This is a genomic window from Microbacterium jepli (assembly GCF_047237905.1).
In the GTDB taxonomy this organism is placed as follows: Bacteria; Actinomycetota; Actinomycetes; order Actinomycetales; family Microbacteriaceae; genus Microbacterium.
On record NZ_JBDFLW010000003.1, the window covers coordinates 638,698 to 653,805 of the forward strand.

Sequence of the window (15,108 nt, forward strand, 5' to 3'; positions counted from 1 at the left end):
TTGGACGTCAGCCGGAACAGTCGAGCGATCGGATGCGGGCGATAATCAACCTCATGCCCACCTCGCCCGCACCCTTCGAGATCACCGGTCCGCCGGCGAGATCCTGGCAGCGATCGCTCCTGGTGGTGTTCCTCGCCGGCGCGGGCATCGGGGTGCTGGGCGGAATGATCGGCCTGGGCGGAGCTGAATTCCGGCTCCCGCTGCTGATCGGCATCTTCGGGTTCGCCGCACTGCCGGCCATCATCATGAACAAAGCGATGAGCCTGATCGTGGTGATCACCGCCATCCCCGCACGGCTGATCAGCGTGCCCTTGGGCGAGCTTTCCCCGTACCTCTACATCGTCGCCAACCTGCTCGCCGGAAGCTTGATCGGCGCATGGCTCGGCGCGCATTGGGCCACGAAACTGGCGTCCAATACCCTCTACCGGGTGATCGCGATCCTGCTCGTCCTGATCGCGATCCTGCTGTTCGTGACCCACTTCTTCGCCATCGAACCTCTGAACCTCCCCGTTATCCCGCGGATCATCCTCGGCGTGATCGCCGGCGTTCTGATCGGGGTCGTCGCGGCCTTGATGGGCGTTGCCGGAGGGGAACTGCTGATCCCGACGATCGTGCTCCTCTACGGCACCGACATTAAGATCGCCGGGAGCCTCTCGCTGCTGGTCTCCCTGCCGACCATGCTGGTCGCGTTCGCCCGCTACAGCCGTGACAACAGCTTCGCCGTCCTCGGGCAGAACAAGAGCTTCCTGATCGCCATGACCGCCGGGTCCATCGCGGGAACCATCGCTGGCGGGCTGCTGCTCGGTGTCGTTCCGAGCGTTGTGCTCATCCCGCTGCTGGTTCTGCTGCTCCTGCTGTCATCGATCAAGGTCTGGCATCACAAATAGCTCTTGCTGGCCATGCAGGTCAGGTCAGGGCGAGCATCCTCGGCGCCAACCGAGTCACCCGGGAAGCCAGATCCGCGAACGCGGCCTCGAACGCATCGTCCGTGGAGGCGGGAACCGGATCCGGCACAGACCAATGCAAGACACGCTCGGGGAACTCTTCGTGCGCGCGATCGCAGACCGTGATCACGAAATCCGTGTCTCGCAGGATCCCATCGACCTGCTGCGGCACGACCTCTGCCAGGTCCAGTCCGTGACGGGCAGCAATTGCGATGGCGCCAGCCGCGACGCGATCGGCGGGATGCGTGCCGGCGCTGATCGCCGGGATCTCGCTCACGTCATTCCACAGCGACTGCGCGAGCTGGGAGCGGGCAGAGTTGGCGGAGCAGACGAACACGACACGCTCCGCCCCTGCCGTCGCGAAGGATCCCAGCTCGAGCAGCGCGCCCGGGTTGAGTCGGACATACGTCCGCCGCCCGTCGCCCTCCGAGCGGCCGCGAGAGACGATCCCTTCCCGCTCCAGCACATTCAGGTGATGCGCCAGCAGGTTCGAGGTCATCCCGACGAGCTCTGACTGCAGCTCCGTGGGAGACAGGTCTCCGAACGTGAGCAGGTCCAGCATCCACAGCCGGGCAGGGTCAGCCAGAGCCGCGTGCTTCGCGGCCCGCAACTCCAGAGAATTTCTCTCATCGTTCATTGCCTCAATATTGACTGAGCTATAGTCGATTCGTCAAGATGAGGACTCCATGAACACGATCACCCTGCTCCGCCGCACCGGCGCCGAACTGCTCGGCACCGGCCTGCTGGTGACCGTCGTGGTCGGCTCCGGGATCGCCGCCTCCCGACTTTCCACGGACCCGGGGTTGCAGCTGTTGGAGAACTCGATCGCCACCGCCTTAGGCCTGAGCGTTCTGATCCTGCTCCTCGGCCCGGTCTCCGGCGCCCACTTCAACCCCGTCGTCTCGATCGCCGACACCATCCTCGGCCGCCGCCACCACACCGGCCTCCCACTGACCCTGCTGGCCCTCTACGTCGTGGCCCAGGTGGTCGGAGCGATCGGCGGCGCCGTCCTCGCCAACGCCATGTTCGCTACCCCTACCGCGCTCTCCACCACGAACCGGGCCACCCCCTCTACATTCCTCGCGGAGATCGTGGCGACCGCGGGGCTGGTGCTGCTGATCATCGGCCTGACCCGCGCGCACCGCAGCACCCCGGTGATCGCCGCCGCGGTCGGCTCCTACATCGGCGCCGCGTACTGGTTCACCAGCTCCACCTCGTTCGCCAACCCCGCGGTGACCATCGGCCGTGTCTTCACTGACACGTTCGCCGGCATCGCCCCCGATTCCGTCCTCCCGTTCCTGGCCGCGCAACTCCTCGGCGCCGGCATCGGGATCGTCCTGGCCGTGCTGCTGTTCCCGCACGCTGCCACCACGGCGGACGACCTGACCGTCGCCCCCAATCTCACCGACCCTGCGCCGATCGATAGGGCTGGATAGCCCGGCGCGATGGACGACGCACTGATCAAGTGGCATCTAAGCGCCGTTCGGATGTTGGTGCTGGACATCATCGCAAGGCAGCCAGGAGTCGCGCTCGAAGCGATTGTGGCGGAGTGGATAGCCCAGCAGCCGGCTATGTCTCCCCGTCATCGCGCTGCGATGCCGCGGATGACAGGGGAGATCCTTTGGCGACTGGAAAACCTCGGGTGGGTTGAGAAGCGACACGGGCTTTTTCGCCTAACGGATCTCGGCGCGCGGGCGCGAACTGTCGCACATCTCGACCGCTGACGGAGCGGCTGCGTTCACCCTGCGTTCATATAGAACGTCTTCTATGTGAATCGGATAGAAGCCCGTCTATCTGAATCGCCTGCACCGGGCGATCCCAGACCGGCCTCCGGGCCTGAACGAAAGCACATCGTGAACAAGACCACAGCAAAGCTCGCCGCTCTCGCGGCGATCACCGCTGCTGCACTCGCACTCAGCGCGTGTGGCGGCCAGTCCGCCGGCGGCGGGGCAACCACCAACCCGGACGGTTCCAGCAGCGGCCTGAGCGGCCCCGTTGTCGCTGACGGCTCATCGACGGTCGAACCGCTGACTTCGGCGGCAGCTGATCTCTTCAAGGAGGTCGGACCGGACGTCAACGTCACGGTGGCCACGTCTGGAACCGGCGGCGGATTCCAGTCGTTCTGCGCCGGTGAGACGGATATCTCGAACGCGTCACGCGCCATCGAGGACGACGAGATCGCCGCCTGTGAGGCCGAGGGAATCGAGTTCACCGAGATCGTCGCCGCCAACGACGGCCTCTCCGTGATCATCAACCCGGAGAACGACTGGGCAACCGACCTCACTGTCGAGCAGCTCGCAACGATCTGGGGTCCCGATTCAGAAGGCGAGATCACGAACTGGAACCAGGTCGACCCGAACTTCCCCGATCAGCCCATCACCCTCTTCGGCGCCGGCACCGACTCCGGAACCTTCGACTACTTCACCGCCGCTATCAACGGCGAAGAGGGCGCAATCCGCACGGACTACAGCCCCTCGGAGGACGACAACATCACTGTCCAGGGTGTCGCCGGCGACGTCGGAGCCATCGGCTTCCTCGGACTTAGCTACGTCGAAGAGAACGAGGGTGTCATCGTCGCCGCGTCCGTCGACGGTGTCTCCCCGAGCACCGAAACTGTCCAGGACGGCACCTACACGCCGCTCAGCCGGCCGCTGTTCATCTACGTCAACAACGCCTCGTACACCGACAAGGCACAGGTGAAGGCGTTCGTCGACTTCTACGTCGAGAACTCACTCGACATCGCCGAACTGGCCCTCTTCGTGCCTCTCACGGACGAGCAGGTCACGACCGCTCAGGAGGAGCTCGCGTCGCTCGGCTGAGCGGACGCCGCTCACCTCTGAGTCGACCTGTCGTCATGACAACTGTCACCGAGAAGACCGGGAGCCCGAGAATCACCTCGGGCTCCCGGCCCCCGAGCCACTTCGCCGGGAAACCGCGACACGGCGAAGCCATCATCAAGGCGGTCCTGCGGACTGCGGCGATTGCGACGATCTTGACGACCGTCGGCATCTTGATCGCGCTGTTCATCCCGGCGCTGTCGTTCTTCGCGGAGGTGCCCTTCTGGGACTTCCTGTTCGGAACACGGTGGGCACCGCGATTCGCAGACGCCTCCTTCGGAGTGCTGCCGCTGGTCACAGCAACCCTGTGGACGACAGGAATCGCGCTTCTCGTGGCCGTTCCGTTCGGCCTGGGGGCGGCCATTCTCCTCTCCGAGTATGCGAAGCCGAACGTCCGGAAGGTGCTCAAACCGTTGCTCGAGATCCTCGCGGGTGTACCCACCGTGGTCTACGGGTTTTTCGCGCTGCAGTTCGTCCAGGCGACCGTGTTCCGGGAGTGGCTGCAACTGCCCACGGGTGCGTTCAGCGTCCTCGCTGCCGGCCTAGTGATGGGCGTCATGATCATTCCGACAGTCGCTTCCATCTCGGAAGACGCGATGTCCGCCGTGCCATCTGCGATGCGCCAGGGCAGCGCCGCGCTCGGAGCCAACCGGATGCAAACCACGTTGCGTGTGGTGTTCCCCGCCGCCCTATCAGGCATCGTCGCAGCCATCGTATTGGGCATCTCTCGCGCTGTTGGCGAGACGATGATCGTCGCGATCGCTGCAGGCAATCAGGCACGCATGGTCAGCAACCCGCTCGAGCAGGGACAGACGATGACCGGCTTCATCGCCAACGCCGCACTCGGCGACTCACGCGTGGGGAGCTTGGAGTACAACACCTTGTTCGCGGTGGGGCTGCTGCTGTTTGTCATCACGCTGGCCATCAATTTCATCAGCATCCGCTTCGTGCGGCGCTTCAGAGAGGCCTACTGATGGTTAGAACCGTCGACATCAAGCCACCGTTGGTTGCCGCGAAACCCCTGGGGACAGGGACCAACGGGGAGCTGCGCCCGTCGGCGCTGATCTTCCTCATTCTGCTCTGGCTTTCGCTGCTTGTCGCATTCGGTGTGCTGGTGACGCTGCTGATCACGATCTTCCTCGAGGGCCAGAACAAGCTCACGATGGATCTGATCACAAACTTCCCCGCCTCTACCCCCGATGGCGCTGGTGCCCGTCCGGCCATCCTCGGTTCGATCTGGGTGATCATCACCACCGCGGTGCTGTCCATTCCGATCGGTATCGCCGCGGCCGTGCATCTCGAGGAGTTCGCCGACAACCGCAAGTGGTACAACCGGCTGGTTGAGCTCAATGTGCAAAACCTCGCAGCCGTGCCCTCGATCGTTTACGGCCTGCTCGCTCTCGCCTTCCTCGCACTCCTCGGCGTCGGGGACACGAACATCGTCATCGGCGGAGCATTCGCGCTGACGCTGCTGATCCTGCCGGTCATCATCATCTCCACCCGCGAGGCTCTCCGCGGAGTGCCGCGAGAGATCCGTGATGGGTCGCTGGCGTTGGGGGCCACCGAGTGGCAGACAACCTGGCGACAGACGTTGCCCGCAGCTGTCCCGGGCATCGCGACAGGATCCATCCTTGCGCTCTCTCGAGCACTCGGTGAGGCCGCACCGTTGTTGGTACTCGGCGCCCTGGTCTACATCACGTTCGATCCGAACGGGCTCCTGAGCGGGTACACAACGTTGCCGATCCAGATCTTCAACTGGACCGGTCGCCCACAGGAGGGCTTCCACGAACTCGCGGCCGCCACAAGCGTTCTCCTGCTCGTCGTTCTGCTCCTGATGAACGGCCTGGCCATCTTCATTCGCAACAAGTTTCAGAAACGGTGGTAGCCATGAGCGACCTGACAACGACCACGAGCAACCAAGAGGAACCCCACCCGAACTTCCATCCCGCAGAAGTGCGGGCTCTGCGCGAGACTCCGAGCGGACTCATCCGCTGCGAAGACGTCAACGTGTTCTACGGCGACTTCCGTGCGGTAACCGGGGTCAACCTGGCCTTCGGGAAGAATGAGATTACGGCGCTGATCGGACCGTCCGGCTGCGGCAAGTCCACGCTGCTGCGGTCACTGAACCGTATGAACGATCTCGTGATCGGCGCCCATGTCGAAGGACAGGTGCTCTTTCAAGACGAAGACATCTACGGCAAGGGAGTGGACCCGATCGAGGTCCGCCGACGCATCGGCATGGTCTTCCAAAAGCCCAACCCGTTCCCGAAATCTATCTACGACAACATCGCCTACGGCCCCCGCGTCACGGGAATGAAGGTCGACTCGATGGACGACCTCGTCGAAGAGTCACTCACTCGCGCGGCACTGTGGAGCGAGGTCAAGGACAAGCTGAAGCAGTCAGCGTTCGGTCTGTCCGGAGGACAGCAGCAGCGTCTATGCATTGCCCGCACGATCGCGGTCAAGCCGGACGTGATCCTCATGGACGAACCATGCTCGTCGCTGGACCCCATTGCGACCAGCCGCATCGAGGATCTGATGCACGAGCTGCGCCGGGATTACACGATCATCATCGTCACCCACAACATGCAACAGGCCGCTCGGGTCGCGGACCGCACCGCGTTCTTCACCGCACTCCCGGACGAGACGACAGGCAACCGTACGGGTGTGCTCGTTGAGTACGCGACGACGTCACAGATTTTCGAGAACCCCAACGACCAGCGCACCGAGGACTACATCAGTGGCAGGTTCGGATGACCCTCACCGTAGAACCTCTCGTCGGATCTACCCGTGTCGTGGTGCTCGCCCCGGACGGGCGTGTGGTGCGGGACCAGGCGGCAGAGTTTCACCGCTTCGGGATCTCGATTGTGTTACGTCAAGACATCCTGGCGGCCCTGACCGAGGTCGTGCATGATCCAACGGCGATGCTCGTGGTCTCCGCCGACATTCCGTGCCAGGAACTGCGGGATGTGCTCGACGTCGCCGTCGCGACCTGCGGATCATCGGTGCTCCTCGGGCTGACAGCGACTACCGACACCGGTGCGGTGGGCGCTGCCCTGCGTGCGGGCGTCCGCTCGACTGTCGATCTGCCGCTCACCGCGGAGCGTCTCGCGCGGACCTTTCGGGCACTCCCCGCTAAAGCAGCATCAACAGGACCGATCATGATCGGGAATCTGACGGTGGATGCCGCGCGTCATCGGATCGACTGGGCGGGGGCCCCCGTCGAGGCAAGCCCGCGGGAGTTCGCGGTGATGCTACAGCTCGCGCAGAATCACCCGCACATGGTGGCGCTCGATGAACTCGCTGCGGGATATCAAGGGTCTTCCGTGGACCCGTACGCCTCGGTCCGGGTCGTGATCAACCATCTTCGATCACGGATCGCGCAGGTCACCGGGGCACGTGGTACCGCGATTATCGAAACAGTCCGCGGCGTCGGCTACCGCCTGGCGGGCTGACCGGCGAGGCCCATCTCGACCAGTAGATCTTCCACACGGACACGGATGCGATCGCGAACTACTCGAAGCCCGGCATCATCCAATGTCAGCGGGTCCTCCAGCTCCCAGTCCATGTACCGCCGACCGGGGTACACCGGGCATGCGTCGCCGCAGCCCATCGTCACCACGAAGTCCGCAGCCTGAACAACCTCGTCGGTCAGCGGCTTCGGGTATTCATCCGACAGTGGGACCCCCACCTCAGCGAGGGCTTCGACGACGCGCGGGTGAACAGCAGCGGCAGGTTCCGACCCTGCCGTTCGGACATGGACCGCACCGCCGGCCAGGTGACGCAGATACGCGGCAGCAATTTGCGACCGCCCCGCGTTTTGCACACACACGAACAGCACCTCGGGTGTCCCGCGAAGAGTCAGCCCCGTCGCGGAGGCAAGAGCGTCCAGCCGGTCGGCGGCGTAGCGGGCGGTCAGAGCAGCCAGATGAGTGCGCACCCGGGCACGATGGCTGAGCAGCAGATAGCTCTCGGCGACATACCGCGAGACTGTCTCAGCGCTGAAAGTGGAGCTGAATCTATACGACAGGTCACGGGCGACGGTTTCGATGGCAACGGGCAGCGCCGTGATCGACGGTTCGCTCGCAGGCGAGGGCAGGGCGGGGTCTCCGTTCACCAGCAGCCGACCGAACCTCACCCACGCCTCGGCGGTCAGGAGGTGCGCACCATCGGGGTCGGTATGCACGATACCGACGGACTCAAGCGAAGCCACTGCCGCAGAGATCCGTGGGGACGAGACGTGCAGGAGAGACGACAGTTCGGTGGATGGGACGCCTGCGGCCAGAGCGCTCAACACGCGCAGCGACAGGGTGTCGCCGAGCGCTGCGGCCTGGGCGGCTCGTGTCTGTGCCGCCGGGAGGTCAAGGGGCCGGCCGATGCGATGGGTGGGTGCGCAGGTCATCGCAGGAGGTCCTCGATCGCGGGTCGCCGGTCGGGCGTGACCGAGAGCCACACGTACTTTCCCTCCGGTTCCCGCGCCAGCAAACCGTCCTCCACGAGGATGCGCACGTGGTGCGTGACGGTCGGTTGGCGCAGTCCGAGCGCCTCCGTGAGTTGGGTGACCGTGGCACGCCCGTCACCCGAGTCGAGGATCACACTGAGCAGCTGTAGGCGGGTGGGATCCGCGACAGCGCGTAACGTTCGGGCAAGATCCTCCGCCGCTGAACGTTCCAGCGGCGGATTCGATCCTGAGCCTGCTGGGGTGGGAAGCGGAGAGGGCACGTAGCAATGCTACCCGCGGATAGACTCCCATCTATGAGTACGGACGTCGCCTCCGCTCGCGGCGTGTCGGTGCTGGCGGACCCGACCCGGGCAGCGATCCTCCAACTGATGCTGTCCACCGCAGACGGTCGCGTCCTCGTCGGTCGTATCGCTGACACGCTCGGACTGCGGCAGCCGACTGTCAGCCACCATATGAAGGCATTGCTGACAGAGGGGATCGTGACCCGCGAACCCTCCGGGCGCCAGGCGTGGTACGCGATAGCTCCCGGCCACCGCGACCGCATCGACGCGCTGTTCGCCGACGAGCCCGCCTCCAGCCGCGATGAGTTCGACCTGGGTCGCATCGTCGACAACCTCCTCGTCCGGTTTAACGACAGCATCGACCGCGCATCGATCCAGCGGTGCGTCACAGAGACGCACCAGCTACTCAGAGGGGCCTCGCATCCTCGGCTCCTCGCTTCGCGGACCGCGGCTTTCGCAGCGGACCGCCTTGAAGGCATGGTCAGAATGAGTGCACCCCATGACGTTCCCACCGTGCTGTTCGTCTGCGTGCAGAACGCTGGCCGGTCACAAATCGCCGCGGCTGTGCTTCGTCACCTGGCCGGGGATCGCGTGCGCGTTCGGACTGCCGGGTCTGCACCGTCGGCGGATGTCCGCAGCTCGATCGTGACTGCGCTCGACGAGATCGGCATCCCGCTCGGCGCGGAATTTCCCAAGCCGCTCACTAATGATGCCGTCCGTGCCGCGGATGTGGTGATCACGATGGGCTGCGGTGACGTCTGCGCAACGTATCCCGGTACGAACTACCTCGACTGGGATGTCGACGATCCGGTCGGTCGACCGCTCGATGAGGTACGAGCAATCAGGGACGAGATCACGCTTCAGGTGCGTGGCCTGCTTCCGACCATCCTCGCCCGCTGACATCTCCCGTTCACCGCCCGTTATAGCATCATACATAGACGACCCTCTATGCTTCGAGGGTCACAGAAAGCGAGAACTCATGTCTGACAAGCCCACCGTCCTTTTCGTCTGTGTGCACAATGCCGGCCGTTCGCAGATGGCTGCGGGGTTCCTCCGAGAACTAGGCGGCGGGGACATTGACGTGTTGTCGGCGGGATCTGCTCCGAAGGATCAGATCAACCCGGTGGCGATCGACGCGATGGCTGAAGAAGGCATCGACATCGCGAACAACACCCCGAAGATCCTGACCGTCGACGCGGTCAAAGAATCCGACGTGGTGATCACGATGGGCTGCGGAGACGTATGTCCGATCTTCCCCGGCAAGCGTTACGAGGACTGGGTGCTCGATGACCCGGCCGGACAGGGGATTGAAGCGGTGCGCCCGATCCGTGACGAGATCCGCCGCCGGGTGCAGGAACTGGTCGACGAACTGCTCCCAGCGCGAGGTGCCGCATGACCGGCACACGGGGGCAGGATGCTCTGCTGTCTCCGGACTCGGTCCTGCACCGCGCGTCGGAGCGGTTGGCGCAGCAGTTCAGCGGGATGGTCAGCGAGGAGACCGTCGAGCGCGTCGTCTTCGAGTCCTACACGGCGCTCGCCCGGACGGCCTCCGTGTCCACTCATCTGCCGTCGCTGGCGGAGAAGTTCTCCCGCGACCGCCTCACCGCCCTCGCCCAATCTCGCGGCTTTATCGCGAAGCCAGTGCCCGAAGTCCTCTACGTGTGCGTGCAGAACTCGGGACGGTCGCAGATGGCGGCCGCGCTCACGCGTCACCTTGCAGGCGATCGCATCCATGTGCGCTCCGCCGGCTCGCAGCCGGGGGCTGGCATCCTCCCGTCGGTCGTCACCGTGCTCGCCGAACTCGGGATCGATGTGTCCGAGGAGTTCCCCAAGCCGCTGACCGACGACGTCGTCCGTGCCGCGGATGCTGTTGTCACCATGGGATGCGGCGACGCATGCCCGCTCTATCCCGGCAAACGCTACCTGGATTGGGAACTCGCGGACCCCGCCGACCTCACCCTTGACGGAGTCCGAGCAGTCCGCGACGACGTTCAATCGCGGGTTGAGCACCTGCTAGCCGAACTCATCCCTTCCGCAGCGAGGTAGAACGCCTCCGCGGCAGCCGTGGCGGCCCGCCCCGTCACAGCTGCTCTTGCGCTGCGCGGAAGACAAGTCGTCCGTGCGGGTCACTTCAAGAAAGAGAGACTCTCATGACTCATATCGTCGCCATTGGCGGCAGCGATGCCGGCATCTCCGCCGCTCTCCGCGCCCGCGAACTGGACCCCACTGTCGAGGTCACCGTGGTCGTCGCGGACGCCTACCCGAACTACTCCATCTGCGGAATCCCGTACTTCTTCTCCGGCGACGTGAAGCCCTGGCAGTCCCTCGCCCATCGCACCCACGCCGACCTCGAAGCCACCGGCATGCGACTGCGACTGGACACCCTCGCCACCCACATCGACGTCGCCGGGCAGCAGCTCACCGTCCGCGACAGCAGCGGCGCCGAGTCGCAGATCGCCTACGACGAACTGGTCGTCGGCACCGGGGCCCTGCCCGCCTACGCCGGGATTGCCGGGCTGGAGCAGCTCACCCCCGAGGATGGGGTCCACGTGATCCACTCCATGGGCGACACGTTCGCGCTGGAGAGGCACCTCACCGAACGCGACCCCAAGTCGGCGATCATCATCGGCGCCGGCTACGTCGGCCTCGAAATGGCCGAAGGGTTCACCGGCCGCGGCATCCAGGTCACCCAGCTGCAACGCGGACCCGAAGTCCTCTCCACCCTCGACCCTGAACTCGCGTCGATCGTGCACACCGAACTGGTCGAGCACGGCGTCACCGTCCACACCAACACCACCGTTCGCGCCGTCGAGAAGACCACCGCCGGCCTGGTCGTGCACGCCGAGCACGACGGGCAACTCGTCACCCACACCGCCGACCTCGTCCTCGCAGTTGTCGGCGTCCGCCCCAACACCAGCCTGCTCGAGCAGGCCGGCGCGACCCTCGGCGCGGGGCGGGCGGTGGTGGTCGACGAGCAGATGCGCACCGGCCTGCCGCACGTCTTCGCCGCCGGGGATGGGGTCACCACCCACCACCGCCTCCTTGGCCTCACTTACCTGCCCCTCGGCACCACCGCGCACAAGCAGGGCCGCGTTGCTGGGGAGAACGCTCTCGGAGGGACCGCTAGGTTCGCTGGATCGGTCGGCACCCAGGTCGTGAAAGTCTTCGACGTCGTCGCCGCCCGCAGCGGGCTCCGCGAACACGAAGCCCTCGCGGCCGGCTACAGCCCGGCGACGACGCAGACCGCGGCGGATGACCACAAGCGTTACTACCCGGGCGCGCAGCCGATCAGCATCCGCATCACCGGCGACACCGAGTCCGGGCTGCTGCTCGGCGCGCAGCTCGTCGGTCGGCTGGGCACCGAGACCGCGAAACGCGTCGACACCTACGCCACCGCCCTGTTCGCCGGACTCACCGTCGAGCAGATCTCTGATCTTGACCTGTCCTACACGCCGCCGCTCGGATCGCCGTGGGATGCCGTCCAGGTCGCCACCCAGGCATGGTCCCGCACCCACACCGCGGCGGGAGTCTTCGCGTGAGCACCCCACCCACGGTCCTGTTCATCTGCCAGCACAACGCCGGCCGCTCCCAGCTCGGCGCGCACCTTCTCGAGCACATCGCCCCAGGGCGGGCGAACGCGACCAGCGGCGGCATCGCACCCGCGGAACACATCAACCCCGTGATGGCCGAGGCCCTCGGAGAGTTGGGCATCGACACCAGCGCAGCCGTTCCGCGTCCCGTCACCGCCGCCGACCTGGCCGCGGCGGACATCGTCGTCACGATGAAACCCGGACTCGCCCTGCCCGGACCGGTCACAAGACGACTCGTCGAGTGGGAGTTCCCCGACCCGAACAGCTGGGGCATCGACGGGGTCAGAGACCTCCGCGATGGCGTCCTCGAGAAGGTTCGTGCACTGGCGCTGGATGCGTGAACCCTTCACCGACGGCGCCGGTCGCTACTGCGGGTCTCTTCGCAACCGCAGCGCCACGTAAAGCCCGCATCGACGACAGATGAACGCGCCCGAGTCGCCCAACGAATGCAGCTTGCTTCGCGCGTAACCGCGCCCGCAGCACGAACAGCGCGACCCCGCTCCCGCCATAGCGGACTCTCCGTCGGGCTGGTCCATAACGCAGATGCTACCCAGACAAGCCCGCGGGGAATGGTCCTGCTGGCCGGCGAACGCCTGGCGTTCTCAAGTGAGCGCCTCTCGGCCACAGCCGTCCGCCGGGCGAGATAGGCCCGGCAGGACGCGGAAGCGCGAGGCAAACCGCAGCGGTCGATAGTTCGGAGAAGCCCGAATTTCAACACCAGGATTGAGACCGTCGCGACCAACGGGCTCTGGAAGGGCGCGTTCGCATCCTCGAGAGCACTGTTCCCGATGCGCGGTTACTTCGAATGGACCGGCACCGCAGGCAACAAGCAACCACACTTCCTGCACTCCCAAGACGGCGGGCTCCTCGCCGCCGCCGGCATCTACACCGCCCGCAAAGTCGAAGACGAGTGGCAAGTGTCCGCATCGATCATCACCCGCCCCGCACGCGACGCGTCGGGAGAGATCCACGACCGGATGCCGGTGTTTCTCGAATCAACCGTGTGGGACGAGTACCTCTCCCCGGACAAACTGGACGACGCTGGCAAGCAAGACATGATCCAGCTGCTAACCGTCGAATCCGACCGCATCGCCGGAACCATCATCAGCCACGACGTCGACCGGAAAGTCAACAACACCCGCACCGCCGACTCCACCGACCCCACCCTCATCGAACCACTGGAGTGACCCGCCAGTGGTTCACGGCGGCTGCGCACCTCTCGCGAATAGTCCAACGGCATGTTGGACTTCTCTGTCGGGCGACTAGGGGATGCTGGAATCGTGGCAACGATCGAACCCTCGAACTACGCGCAGACGCTGGACGCGCTGAAGCTCCGCGTCCGGGAAGCCCGGTTCGCAGCACAACGGAAAGCCAACACCGAACTCATCAGCCTGTACTGGCACATCGGCGACACCATCCTCCAACGGCAGAAAGTCGAGCCGTGGGGGAGCGGTGTGATGGCTAGGCTCGCCGACGATCTCCGTGCGGAATTCCCCTCGATGCGTGGCTTCTCTCGCGCCAACCTCTTCTATATGCGGAAGTTCGCCGAAGCTTGGTCGGACGAGGCCGCAATTGTCCAACAGCCCATTGGACAATTGCCGTGGAGCCACATCATCGACCTCCTCGACAAACTGGACGACATTGAAACTCGGAACTGGTACGCCGCTAAAGACGTTCAGAACGGGTGGAGCCGCGCCGTACTCGCGCACCAGATCGGCACCCGCCTCGCCGACCGCGAAGGCGTGGCATCGACCAACTTCTCTGCTGCGCTCGAGGCGGTCGATTCCGAACTCGCGCAGCAGATCACAAAGGACCCGTTCACTCTCGACTTCCTCGCAATCGGTGGCGACACCACCGAGCGTGACCTTGAAGAGAGGCTCACTGCACGCATCGTCGATACCCTCCGCGAACTCGGCGCCGGCTTTGCCTTCGTCGGCCGCCAGGTCCACTTAGAGGTGGACGGAGACGACTTCTATGTCGACCTACTGTTCTTCCACATCGACCAGCTTCGGTACGTGGTGATCGAGCTCAAGACCACCAAATTTGAACCACGCGATGCTGGCCAGCTCGGCTTCTACGTCGCACTGGTGGACGATCGCGTTCGCCGTCGCGACATGCACCGCCCGACGGTCGGCATGCTGTTGGTCACCGACAAGAACGAGACTGTCGTGCGGTATGCGCTGGCCGGGACGTCGCAGCCGATGGCCGTATCACGTTACGAGCTATCGCCCTCGGACCAAGCCGCGCTTCCTACCGAGGAGACGCTCACCCGCCTCGCTCAGAGCGAAAACTTATAAACCCTACTACTCGGGCAAACTGGCATCGATCGATCCGATCTCGTTGTCGATGAGGCCGAATGGGGGAACGTTGGGGTCGCGGGTGTATCGGACAACCACGTTTTGGTCCGCTGCCGAAGGTGGGGTGTTGTCAACGATTATGACCTGAGCGCCTCGACCGGGACCTGAGAGCCACCCCTCCATATGAGCGTAGACACGTTCGACCAAGTGGATGTCAGCGAACTCGGCGTCGTCCGCGAGCCCGCCCAGATTCTTCTGAGGGGTGTCAATCATGAGAAAGCCCGGGTGCGATTCGTTCTTCTCGTACGCCGTCTCGAAAGCAGCGAGCATCCAGGCGAGACTCACAAGAACCTGCCCGCCACTACTGGCTTCCTTGAAGTGCTGACTGCGAACGTGTGGAACGAGCTTGTCGTTGAGGTAGGGAGCAACAACGCCCGGTTCATCCACCTTTGGATACTTGATCTCATGGAGGATCTGAGAATAGCGAGTACTCAGAGCCTGCACGATCGCGCCGCGATCCGGCCTAGCGCTAGTGTCGCGCTGCTCTTTCCGAAGCATCTCAAGATTTCGTCGGGCCCGGTCGAAGCCTGTCAGTCGGGCTTCGAGTCCGGTACGAAGTTTTATACCGTTGGCGACGCCGTTTCGGACAACGAGTGCTGCCTGTCGACGTCCTTGGAGTTCATTTCTCTCGCCAAGG

At 64.6% G+C, this 15,108-nt stretch carries 19 protein-coding genes; 15 read left to right on the top strand and 4 right to left on the bottom strand.

The window, feature by feature from the left end:
* The first annotated feature begins 53 nt into the window (after positions 1-53).
* Complete coding sequence (locus ABC304_RS03655; protein ID WP_412929009.1) at positions 54-887, top strand: sulfite exporter TauE/SafE family protein; 834 nt, start codon at positions 54-56, stop codon at positions 885-887.
* A 19-nt stretch (positions 888-906) separates the two neighbouring features.
* Here ABC304_RS03655 and ABC304_RS03660 read toward each other — a convergent pair whose 3' ends face one another.
* Positions 907-1,581: an arsenate reductase/protein-tyrosine-phosphatase family protein gene (locus ABC304_RS03660; RefSeq protein ID WP_412929010.1), complete on the bottom strand. Its 675-nt coding sequence runs from the start codon at positions 1,579-1,581 to the stop codon at positions 907-909.
* Between the two features lie 49 nt (positions 1,582-1,630).
* Between ABC304_RS03660 and ABC304_RS03665 the strand changes: the two genes are divergently transcribed.
* The 7 genes from ABC304_RS03665 to ABC304_RS03695 all read left to right on the top strand — a co-directional run bounded on the left by ABC304_RS03665 (position 1,631) and on the right by ABC304_RS03695 (position 7,236).
* Positions 1,631-2,380: an aquaporin gene (locus ABC304_RS03665; RefSeq protein WP_412929011.1), complete on the top strand. Its 750-nt coding sequence runs from the start codon at positions 1,631-1,633 to the stop codon at positions 2,378-2,380.
* Positions 2,381-2,389: 9 nt separating this feature from the next.
* Positions 2,390-2,668: a hypothetical protein gene (locus ABC304_RS03670; protein WP_412929012.1), complete on the top strand. Its 279-nt coding sequence runs from the start codon at positions 2,390-2,392 to the stop codon at positions 2,666-2,668.
* Between the two features lie 129 nt (positions 2,669-2,797).
* Positions 2,798-3,763 carry a PstS family phosphate ABC transporter substrate-binding protein gene (locus ABC304_RS03675; protein WP_412929013.1) on the top strand — a complete coding sequence of 322 codons (966 nt, stop codon included), beginning with the start codon at positions 2,798-2,800 and terminating at the stop codon, positions 3,761-3,763.
* 35 nt (positions 3,764-3,798) lie between these two features.
* Positions 3,799-4,755 (top strand): phosphate ABC transporter permease subunit PstC, encoded by a 957-nt coding sequence (gene pstC, locus ABC304_RS03680; protein WP_412929014.1) that lies wholly within the window; start codon positions 3,799-3,801, stop codon positions 4,753-4,755.
* Complete coding sequence (pstA, locus tag ABC304_RS03685; protein WP_412929015.1) at positions 4,755-5,666, top strand: phosphate ABC transporter permease PstA; 912 nt, start codon at positions 4,755-4,757, stop codon at positions 5,664-5,666. Before pstC ends, pstA begins: the two co-directional genes overlap by 1 nt.
* A 101-nt stretch (positions 5,667-5,767) precedes the next feature.
* Positions 5,768-6,538 carry a phosphate ABC transporter ATP-binding protein PstB gene (gene pstB, locus ABC304_RS03690; RefSeq protein ID WP_459564416.1) on the top strand — a complete coding sequence of 257 codons (771 nt, stop codon included), beginning with the start codon at positions 5,768-5,770 and terminating at the stop codon, positions 6,536-6,538.
* Complete coding sequence (locus ABC304_RS03695; RefSeq protein ID WP_412929016.1) at positions 6,535-7,236, top strand: winged helix-turn-helix domain-containing protein; 702 nt, start codon at positions 6,535-6,537, stop codon at positions 7,234-7,236. Before pstB ends, ABC304_RS03695 begins: the two co-directional genes overlap by 4 nt.
* Here ABC304_RS03695 and ABC304_RS03700 read toward each other — a convergent pair.
* Complete coding sequence (locus tag ABC304_RS03700; RefSeq protein ID WP_412929017.1) at positions 7,218-8,183, bottom strand: arsenate reductase ArsC; 966 nt, start codon at positions 8,181-8,183, stop codon at positions 7,218-7,220. The genes ABC304_RS03695 and ABC304_RS03700 overlap by 19 nt on opposite strands.
* Positions 8,180-8,503: an ArsR/SmtB family transcription factor gene (locus ABC304_RS03705; protein WP_412929018.1), complete on the bottom strand. Its 324-nt coding sequence runs from the start codon at positions 8,501-8,503 to the stop codon at positions 8,180-8,182. Before ABC304_RS03705 ends, ABC304_RS03700 begins: the two co-directional genes overlap by 4 nt.
* Before the next feature lie 33 nt (positions 8,504-8,536).
* Between ABC304_RS03705 and ABC304_RS03710 the strand changes: the two genes are divergently transcribed.
* The 7 genes from ABC304_RS03710 (at position 8,537) to ABC304_RS03740 (ending at position 14,411) form a co-directional block, all read left to right on the top strand.
* A complete protein-coding gene (locus ABC304_RS03710; protein ID WP_412929019.1) occupies positions 8,537-9,424 on the top strand; it encodes a metalloregulator ArsR/SmtB family transcription factor in 888 nt (295 codons plus the stop codon).
* Between the two features lie 79 nt (positions 9,425-9,503).
* Positions 9,504-9,920, top strand: coding sequence for an arsenate reductase ArsC (locus ABC304_RS03715; RefSeq protein WP_412929020.1), 417 nt, complete (start codon positions 9,504-9,506; stop codon positions 9,918-9,920).
* Positions 9,917-10,570, top strand: a complete 654-nt coding sequence (locus ABC304_RS03720) for an arsenate reductase ArsC (protein ID WP_412929021.1) — start codon at positions 9,917-9,919, stop codon at positions 10,568-10,570. Before ABC304_RS03715 ends, ABC304_RS03720 begins: the two co-directional genes overlap by 4 nt.
* Before the next feature lie 104 nt (positions 10,571-10,674).
* Positions 10,675-12,063 (top strand): FAD-dependent oxidoreductase, encoded by a 1,389-nt coding sequence (locus ABC304_RS03725; RefSeq protein WP_412929022.1) that lies wholly within the window; start codon positions 10,675-10,677, stop codon positions 12,061-12,063.
* Positions 12,060-12,455 carry an arsenate-mycothiol transferase ArsC gene (locus ABC304_RS03730; RefSeq protein ID WP_412929024.1) on the top strand — a complete coding sequence of 132 codons (396 nt, stop codon included), beginning with the start codon at positions 12,060-12,062 and terminating at the stop codon, positions 12,453-12,455. Before ABC304_RS03725 ends, ABC304_RS03730 begins: the two co-directional genes overlap by 4 nt.
* A 348-nt stretch (positions 12,456-12,803) precedes the next feature.
* On the top strand, positions 12,804-13,301 hold the full coding sequence (locus ABC304_RS03735) for an SOS response-associated peptidase (protein WP_412929061.1): 498 nt from the start codon (positions 12,804-12,806) through the stop codon (positions 13,299-13,301).
* A gap of 93 nt (positions 13,302-13,394) precedes the next feature.
* Entirely contained in the window at positions 13,395-14,411 is a 1,017-nt protein-coding gene (locus ABC304_RS03740; protein ID WP_412929025.1) for a PDDEXK nuclease domain-containing protein, read from the top strand.
* Between the two features lie 6 nt (positions 14,412-14,417).
* Here ABC304_RS03740 and ABC304_RS03745 read toward each other — a convergent pair.
* Positions 14,418-15,108: hypothetical protein (locus ABC304_RS03745; RefSeq protein WP_412929026.1), on the bottom strand; the 691-nt coding region annotated here is incomplete at its 5' end.

Coding starts and splice junctions, on each gene's coding strand:
- ABC304_RS03655 (WP_412929009.1), top strand. CDS start 54: ATGCCCACCTCGCCCGCACCCTTCGAGATCACCGGTCCGCCGGCGAGA.
- ABC304_RS03660 (WP_412929010.1), bottom strand. CDS start 1,581: ATGAACGATGAGAGAAATTCTCTGGAGTTGCGGGCCGCGAAGCACGCG.
- ABC304_RS03665 (WP_412929011.1), top strand. CDS start 1,631: ATGAACACGATCACCCTGCTCCGCCGCACCGGCGCCGAACTGCTCGGC.
- ABC304_RS03670 (WP_412929012.1), top strand. CDS start 2,390: ATGGACGACGCACTGATCAAGTGGCATCTAAGCGCCGTTCGGATGTTG.
- pstC (WP_412929014.1), top strand. CDS start 3,799: ATGACAACTGTCACCGAGAAGACCGGGAGCCCGAGAATCACCTCGGGC.
- pstA (WP_412929015.1), top strand. CDS start 4,755: ATGGTTAGAACCGTCGACATCAAGCCACCGTTGGTTGCCGCGAAACCC.
- ABC304_RS03695 (WP_412929016.1), top strand. CDS start 6,535: ATGACCCTCACCGTAGAACCTCTCGTCGGATCTACCCGTGTCGTGGTG.
- ABC304_RS03700 (WP_412929017.1), bottom strand. CDS start 8,183: ATGACCTGCGCACCCACCCATCGCATCGGCCGGCCCCTTGACCTCCCG.
- ABC304_RS03710 (WP_412929019.1), top strand. CDS start 8,537: ATGAGTACGGACGTCGCCTCCGCTCGCGGCGTGTCGGTGCTGGCGGAC.
- ABC304_RS03715 (WP_412929020.1), top strand. CDS start 9,504: ATGTCTGACAAGCCCACCGTCCTTTTCGTCTGTGTGCACAATGCCGGC.
- ABC304_RS03720 (WP_412929021.1), top strand. CDS start 9,917: ATGACCGGCACACGGGGGCAGGATGCTCTGCTGTCTCCGGACTCGGTC.
- ABC304_RS03725 (WP_412929022.1), top strand. CDS start 10,675: ATGACTCATATCGTCGCCATTGGCGGCAGCGATGCCGGCATCTCCGCC.